General features: G+C 61.8%; 1 pseudogene. It reads left to right on the forward strand.

The features are described 5' to 3' along the window. Window positions 1-468: pseudogene (locus Q7C21_RS22950) on the forward strand (PrkA family serine protein kinase); the annotation flags it as partial. Window positions 469-529 lie beyond the last annotated feature (61 nt).

A 529-nucleotide genomic window follows, 5' to 3' on the forward strand; every position in this document is an offset into this window, starting at 1 on the left:
GCCTACCTCGAGTCGTACAGCGAGTACGGGCAGAACATCTTCGATCGCTACGTGCTGTACGCCGACTTCTGGATTCAGGATCAGGAATACCGCGATCCGGAGACCGGCGAAATCCTCAACCGCGTGGCGCTCAACGAGGAGCTGGAAAAGATCGAGAAGCCAGCCGGCATCAGCAACCCGAAGGATTTCCGCAACGAGGTGGTGAAGTTCACGCTGCGCGCCCGCGCCGGCCATGGCGGCAAGAACCCGTCCTGGACGTCGTACGAGAAGATCCGCGAAGTGATCGAACGTCGCATGTTCAGCCAGGTCGAAGACTTGCTGCCGATCATCAGCTTCGGTTCGAAGAAGGACGGCGAGACCGAGAAGAAGCACGAGGAATTCGTGATGCGCATGGTCGAGCGCGGCTATACCGAGCGGCAGGTCCGCCGGCTGGTCGAGTGGTACATGCGCGTCAAGCAAGCGGGCTGAGGCGGGCCGCGCATGAACATCATCGACCGGCGGGCGGCAATGCCGTGGGCGGCCTCACCAT

Source organism: Pantoea sp. ANP04 (genome assembly GCF_041982285.1).
GTDB lineage: Bacteria > Pseudomonadota > Gammaproteobacteria > Enterobacterales > Enterobacteriaceae > Pantoea > Pantoea eucalypti.